The organism is Paenibacillus sp. 01T442 (genome assembly GCF_056398345.1).
Window position 1 is genome coordinate 1 of record NZ_JBFTPF010000142.1, and the last position, 6,597, is coordinate 6,597.

Here is a 6,597-nt window from a genome sequence, read left to right on the forward strand (position 1 = left end):
GATATCATGAGGCCTGGAAGGCAAATAAATTAGGGGTAGTGGAGATTACCCTTTAAAAAAGGTTGAATACGAAAAATGAGAAACTGCGAGAAAGCAAGTATTCAGCAGATAGACTCCATAATTAAGGGGCCGAACCGAACAGCTCGATTTAGCTGCATTTTTTCCATTTAAATGAAAGTGGAACCTCAGAAATCTCATTTGTTACCCAAACGATCAACAAAAAAAGCGCCACAACTCGCAAGCTACGCGAAATTGATTTCGCGAGCAGGAGGAGTAGCGCTTTTTATTTTACGGATTTGACAGCCACTGTCGTGTGGCAGGCACCGCGTGGAACGAGTATCGACTACCCAACACGTTTGCCCAGAATGATCAGATCCCGCTCAACGCCATCTAACTCAGCGACGCCTGGCAGATGCGCCCAATTCGTGAATCCGAATTTGCGGAAAAGCTGCAGACTCGGCTCATTGTGCCCAAATATAAAACCTAACAAAGATTTGAGCCCCAGCTTGGGACTAGCTTCAAGTGCTTGTTCCATCAAGTATCGACCGATGCCCTGGCCCCGATAGGTTTCATCCACGTAAATACTAACTTCGGCTGTTGCGTTATAGGCGGGACGCCCATAGAAAGATTGAAAACTCAGCCAGCCACATATCCCGTTCTCATTTTCAAGCACCCAAAGTGGACGGAAGTCAGAAGAATGTTCGTGAAACCAGCGCTCCCGTGAAGCTGTTGTAACGGGTTCTGTATCGGCCGTAACCATGCGTCCTGCAATCGTGGAATTGTAAATACGTACGATTTCTGCTAAATCTTCTATTTGTGCATCACGCAAGTGTAGTGGATTCCCCATAGATGTTACTCMTTTTACCCTAGCTTAGTTAGATTCTAAAGTAGGCGCTGCCAATGCTGCTAGCTTCAACCAGTAACGACTTATCGTCTCTGTCCCATTGTCCCAATTCATCAAATGGAAATGCTCATTCGGAGCATGAAGATTTTCCCCAGGTAGCCCAAAGCCCATAAGCACCACAGGTGCATCTAGGACGCGACCTAACACTTCGACAATCGGTATCGACCCTCCGCTACGTGTATAGACAGGCCACTCACCGAAAGTTTCTCCATAGGCTTCTGCCGCCGCAACCATAACKGGTTCATCAATCGGTGTAATGAATGGATTCCCTCGCAATTGGCGATCTAACGAAACGGATACACCTGGAAGAGATTGTGTATGAATATGAGTCTCGACTAAATCCATGATTTCTTCAGGGACCTGCGCAGCGACGAGACGACATGCAATTTTGGCAGTAGCGCGATTTGGAATGATGGGTTTAATCCCCTCACCTTGGAAGCCGCCACTAACTGACGTGATCTCAAGCGTAGGACGGGACGTCGTTTGTTCATAAAAGGAGAAACCTTTCTCCCCATAGAGCTCCGTGACGTTCAAATTCGTGCGAACCTTGTTTTCATCCGGCTCCACTTTCTTGAAGGCTTCGCGCTCTTTGTCTGAAAGTTCGATAACACGATCGTAGAACCCTTGTACAGCAACACGGCCATTTTCGTCATGGAAAGAGCTGAGCAGCTTAGTCATTGCGTGAATCGGATTCTGTACCGCACCGCCAAAAAGACCCGAATGCAGATCACTATTGGCACCATCCAGCGTGATTTCGAAACCCGCAAGACCGCGAAGTCCATACATCAGAGCTGGTTTACCAGGACCGTGCATTTGTGTATCAGAGAGTACGATGGAATCAGCTTGCAATTTCGCAGCATGTTCTTCAACAAAGGCAGGGAGATTCTTACTAGCAATTTCCTCTTCACCCTCGATGCAGAATTTCACGTTAACCGGAAGTGAACCCTGCGTTTGTAGAAAGGCTTCAACAACCTTCACATAAAGCAACAGTTGGCCTTTGTCATCCGTACTACCGCGACTGAACAGCTTATTATCACGGATTACGGGTTCAAAAGGAGGTGTTTCCCACAATTCTAATGGCTCAGCAGGTTGCACATCATAATGACCATAAATCAGCACCGTCGGTTTGCCGGGGGCATGTAACCAATCGGCATAAACGACAGGGTGGCCTTTCGTAGGCATAATTTCAATGTTTTCAAGTCCAGCCTTTTGTAGAGATTGAGCCGTCCACTCCGCGCATTTCAGCATATCCGGTTGGTGCTGTGCAACTGCACTTATGCTAGGAATTCGCAAGAATGCCATCAGTTCGTTTATATGTTCATCCCTATGCGTGAGTAGGTAGCTTTTGATTGTTTCGATCATGGGTGTTTTCTCCTTTTTGTATTGCCAAAATAGTCTACATCACTTAACTTCCCCAAAAACAGGGAAAATCCTGCTATGCCTGTAAACCGTCACATTTTATTTGTCATACGGTCAAATAGAACGGCTTTTTCCATATTCGAGCGTAGGCGAATACAGCCTGCTAATAAGAGAACCTTTTTATGGATAAGCTAAATGTAACGATCTGACTATCATGGAGGGATACGCATGAACTGGATATATTGGGCAAAATTATACGATTCGAAGTTTCAAGCGGGTTGTTTAGCGAAACGTATGGAAGAAGATTGGTGGATCTATGGGTATGAGTGCCCGCAGGAAGTTGAGGTTTATAAGTCGAAGAAAGGACGCTTTGGCGTCAGATACAACACATAAATGCTTCCATTATGCATAAAATTAACGCTTGACTAAGCCATCTCCGTTGGTGTATATTTATTTTTGTCGCTGTTGAGCGGCATACATGACGCGGGGTGGAGCAGCTCGGTAGCTCGTCGGGCTCATAACCCGAAGGCCGCAGGTTCAAATCCTGCCCCCGCAACCAAATTTCATTTGGGCCTATAGCTCAGTTGGTTAGAGCGGTCGGCTCATAACCGATTGGTCGGGGGTTCGAGTMCCTCTGGGCCCATAGCACGGAAACCCTTGTAAATAAGGGTTTTTATTTATTTTAGAGACAAAGCAAGCCTCTCGTTCTCATCAGTACAGATGGAAACGAGGGGCTTGCTTTCTGTTTGTGAACGTCTGTGCACTTTACTTTAAATTATTATTGTTTTAACTGTTTCAGCAGGGTCCCCCAGATTCTCAACCCMGTCACCCATAACGTCACGGCTGAGCCGAAACCAATAAACGTAGACATCATAATGAAAGATACATTGCCGAACGTAGCGTTAATGGGTAAAAACAATGAAATGATACCCAGCATACACATAACAACACCCGTACCATAATAGAATTTTTCTTTAAACAATGAAGCAAGAGGAAAGAAATGAATGCCAACAATCATCGCCATGACTGGGAAAAAGACTTCAAATTGATCGAGTGCATTACAAATCACACTGGCAAGAAAGATCGCGACACCTTCCAACACAAATATCAAACCGAATTTTCGGTTTATTCGTTTCGTATCTTCTTTTTCTTTCGCTGTAACAGCATGATTCATGCTGTGAGATTTACCAAAAAGTGAAATGGCTCCACTCAGTAAGATGATTGTCACAATAGCTGAAAGTACAAGTGGCCATGGAGCTCCAAGTTGGTGTGACCCAACAATACCAATGGATGCCCAGAGTGCGCCAAAGAAAGTCATGAACATGACGCCATTGGCAGCTCCTAGGACAGTTGATTTAGACAGTTTTACAAATTCACTCATTATTCATCATACTCCAATCATTTAAATTTAATTTCTACGCAGTTAAGGAAAGAGTTAATACTTTGTTAATAATCCATTTAGATGGATTCAATAAGCGTATACTAAAATAACTAGTAAGGAAACGTTTCCCGCAAATTGTTTTACAAAAGGAGAAGAGAAATGAAACTTAGCAAAAAATCAATTACAGTACTTTCTTTTACCGTAGGAGCTTGTCTATTTGTATCTACTGCTTTCGCTGATGCGATGCTTGGATCCGGGTACGACCGGCTGAAGGGTTCAGTCAAAAATACGGCTTCTTTGATGGAAAATGGACTAAACAACTATACGATCGAGACGTTATATACATTGAAGGATAATGATCAAATTTTACTTCAATCGTCTAATTTTCAGAAAATGGACACTGCGAATCAAATGAAAGAGAATAACGAGGTAACGAAAAACGCCAAAGGTGAAACGACCTCCAGATATACGTATGCTGACAAGAAGCAATCGATTGACAAAAACGAATTGGACAATACATATTATGTATTTGACTATTCCGCTGAAATGAACCAAAACCGCAAGGGGCCAGCTGATTTCAGAAATCCTTTTAACGAAAAAGGAGCAACTGAGGTTGAGAAAATCGTTGATGCGGTAGTTGGCTCATTGAAAGATTATGTACAAGTGGAAGAAGGAGCAGAAGGCGGTAAAGTGTTCTCCGGAAGCTTGTCTGAGGCACAAGTGCCAGCCATTGTAAATGCAGTTTCCTCCTTTGGTATCAAGCAAATGCTGGATAATGAAAGAGATCTACCAGACATAGAGAGCGATATTTTCGTGAAAAAGGTTGTAGGATCGGCGAATGAGAATAAAGCAGSCTATCTAGAAAATCTGACGGGGGAGATCACACTGTCCGGAAAAGATAAAAATGGGGTTCAGCATGACTTAAACCTTAATGTGATGTTAAAGATTTCTGATATTGGCAGTACGAAGATTATCAAGCCTGATCTAACTACAGCAAAGGTTGAGAAGGTAAGTCATAATGGTGGATTCAGCTCTAAATATGTGGGAACCTATCAAAATGATATTATTATGGACAAAGACGGTAAGTTCACGAAGATTGGTGAGAGAACAGTTAAAATCACAAGTGTAGATGGTGACAAACTAACAGGAACGTATTCAGAAACTGTAATTCCTGGTTTTGAGAGTCAGTATCCAAACAAGGATGTGTTTAATTTCGAGTACAACATGTTGACATCTCCAATGTTTACTTACACAGATTCGAAGGGTGAACAAAAGCAAGGGATGGTTCATCCCAACCAAACAGGTAAAATTTATTTTGAAATGAATCTAGAGATTAGCGATAAAAATGCGTACAAACAAAGCAATAGCATGAAGCCTTTTTATGATGGTGAATTTAGCCGCGTATTTGAATAGAAATGATTCTCAGGAGGCTGCGGGTAGCGGCTTCCTGAGATTTTTTAGGGAGATGATGAATTGTCAGTCAAGGCGATTGAAATAACGGGTTTAACGAAGTCATTTACGAATGGCCGAGGAATCACCGATTTGAACTTAGAAGTGGATCAAGGCGATATATTCGGTTTTCTTGGACCTAATGGTGCGGGGAAAACGACAGCGATGAAGATGATTACAGGACTTATGAAGCCCGATCGAGGCGATGTGAAGATCTTTGGGGCGAGCGTGGCAGAAGACTATGTCAATGCTATGAAACATGTTGGCTGTATCATTGAAACAGCAGAATCGTATCCCTATTTGACGGCGAATGAAAACTTGAGATTGTTTGCAAGATTTTACCCTGAAATTGATCAGCGTAGAATCGATGAATGTCTTGAAATCACAGGGATGCTGAAATATAAAAATGAGAAATCACAAAAATTTTCGCTCGGGATGAAACAAAGACTGGGGATAGCGGCGGCGATTCTATCGAGACCGAAATTGTTAATCTTGGACGAGCCTCTAAACGGACTGGATGTAGAAGGGATGCTGGAGATGAGGAAGTTGATCAAACAGCTTTCCCAGGAAGGCACAACTTTCTTTATTTCCAGTCACTTGATACATGATGTGGAATTAACGTGTTCGAGAATCGGAATTATTTATGGAGGCAAGCTGGTAAACGTCGAATATACCCAAAATATTCTGTCTTTTTATTCGTCGCTTGAGAATTATTTTGTTAGTGAGGTGGACAGGAATGGTAGGGTTTAAAGCTGCATTTATGAATGAATCCGTGAAGCTGCTTAAAAAGAAAAAAATCATGGCAGCCGCGATATTATCCATTCTTGCCGTAGTGATCKGTCAGATTGCGGTGACAACGATTAAGCATGGCCTTGGACTGAGAGTTGTAGGGAGTGTTGAATTTCCTATAGCCGTACTGACGTTTATTGCTTATACGCTATTACCGTTATTTGCCATATTTGTAGCGATTGATATGTTTAATGGCGAGTCCTCATCGAATACGATGAAAATAACTCTTTTAAGACCTGTCTCCAGATTCGGCGTATTTAGCGCAAAAGTGTTAAATTTGGCGCTGTTTATTGCTGGCAACCTGTTGTTTATTATGGTCCTTTCGCTAATAGCCGGGTTTATATTCAACCCTTCGTCCGCAAGTTTGGCTGGTATCATAAAGGTACTTGTGTCATATGGCTTAACGTTTTTTCCTGTATTTGTGTTCGCGCTTATCGTCGTGCTGTTATCCAATCTCATTCAGGGAGGACTAGCTGTATTTTTCCTATCCATACTTGTGTTTATTGGCTTTAATTTCTTAGGTATTGTATTTTCTTCTTACTCGAGTTTTTTTATCACGTCGATGTTTGACTGGTATACCCTCTGGATTTCTGAATCGATCAATGTTTTCAAAATTAGCCGTCAGATTCTAATTATGTTCGGTTGTGGTATCATGTTATTTACTACGGGGTATTATTTGTTTGACAGAAAGGACATATAGAAAGGAATCTACATG

The 6,597-nt window shown here is 42.5% G+C and carries 7 protein-coding genes and 2 tRNA genes; 6 read left to right on the forward strand and 3 right to left on the reverse strand.

Features of this window, described 5'->3' with window-relative positions:
• Positions 1-343 precede the first annotated feature (343 nt).
• Both AC1DLM_RS34240 and AC1DLM_RS34245 read right to left on the reverse strand, forming a co-directional pair.
• Entirely contained in the window at positions 344-847 is a 504-nt protein-coding gene (locus tag AC1DLM_RS34240; RefSeq protein ID WP_441989025.1) for a GNAT family N-acetyltransferase, read from the reverse strand.
• Between the two features lie 24 nt (positions 848-871).
• On the reverse strand, positions 872-2,266 hold the full coding sequence (locus tag AC1DLM_RS34245; protein ID WP_477572489.1) for a dipeptidase: 1,395 nt from the start codon (positions 2,264-2,266) through the stop codon (positions 872-874).
• 225 nt (positions 2,267-2,491) lie between these two features.
• Between AC1DLM_RS34245 and AC1DLM_RS34250 the strand changes: the two genes are divergently transcribed.
• The 3 genes from AC1DLM_RS34250 (at position 2,492) to AC1DLM_RS34260 (ending at position 2,906) form a co-directional block, all read left to right on the forward strand.
• Entirely contained in the window at positions 2,492-2,656 is a 165-nt protein-coding gene (locus AC1DLM_RS34250; RefSeq protein ID WP_167356966.1) for a hypothetical protein, read from the forward strand.
• An 89-nt stretch (positions 2,657-2,745) separates the two neighbouring features.
• A tRNA-Met gene (locus AC1DLM_RS34255) sits at positions 2,746-2,822 on the forward strand.
• A 10-nt stretch (positions 2,823-2,832) separates the two neighbouring features.
• Positions 2,833-2,906, forward strand: a tRNA-Ile gene (locus AC1DLM_RS34260).
• A gap of 135 nt (positions 2,907-3,041) precedes the next feature.
• On the opposite strand, the gene AC1DLM_RS34265 is transcribed toward AC1DLM_RS34260, so the two are convergent.
• Positions 3,042-3,644 carry a DUF7010 family protein gene (locus tag AC1DLM_RS34265; protein WP_477572490.1) on the reverse strand — a complete coding sequence of 201 codons (603 nt, stop codon included), beginning with the start codon at positions 3,642-3,644 and terminating at the stop codon, positions 3,042-3,044.
• 159 nt (positions 3,645-3,803) lie between these two features.
• Between AC1DLM_RS34265 and AC1DLM_RS34270 the strand changes: the two genes are divergently transcribed.
• The 3 genes from AC1DLM_RS34270 to AC1DLM_RS34280 are packed head-to-tail and all read left to right on the forward strand — an operon-like array spanning position 3,804 to position 6,582.
• Positions 3,804-5,057 carry a hypothetical protein gene (locus tag AC1DLM_RS34270; RefSeq protein ID WP_477572491.1) on the forward strand — a complete coding sequence of 418 codons (1,254 nt, stop codon included), beginning with the start codon at positions 3,804-3,806 and terminating at the stop codon, positions 5,055-5,057.
• 60 nt (positions 5,058-5,117) lie between these two features.
• On the forward strand, positions 5,118-5,843 hold the full coding sequence (locus AC1DLM_RS34275; RefSeq protein WP_477572492.1) for an ABC transporter ATP-binding protein: 726 nt from the start codon (positions 5,118-5,120) through the stop codon (positions 5,841-5,843).
• Positions 5,830-6,582, forward strand: a complete 753-nt coding sequence (locus AC1DLM_RS34280) for an ABC transporter permease (protein ID WP_477572493.1) — start codon at positions 5,830-5,832, stop codon at positions 6,580-6,582. Before AC1DLM_RS34275 ends, AC1DLM_RS34280 begins: the two co-directional genes overlap by 14 nt.
• The last annotated feature ends 15 nt before the right edge of the window (positions 6,583-6,597 follow it).

Excerpts from the sequence above, each read along its gene's own strand:
- AC1DLM_RS34240 (WP_441989025.1), bottom strand. The coding sequence starts at position 847 with ATGGGGAATCCACTACACTTGCGTGATGCACAAATAGAAGATTTAGCA.
- AC1DLM_RS34250 (WP_167356966.1), top strand. The coding sequence starts at position 2,492 with ATGAACTGGATATATTGGGCAAAATTATACGATTCGAAGTTTCAAGCG.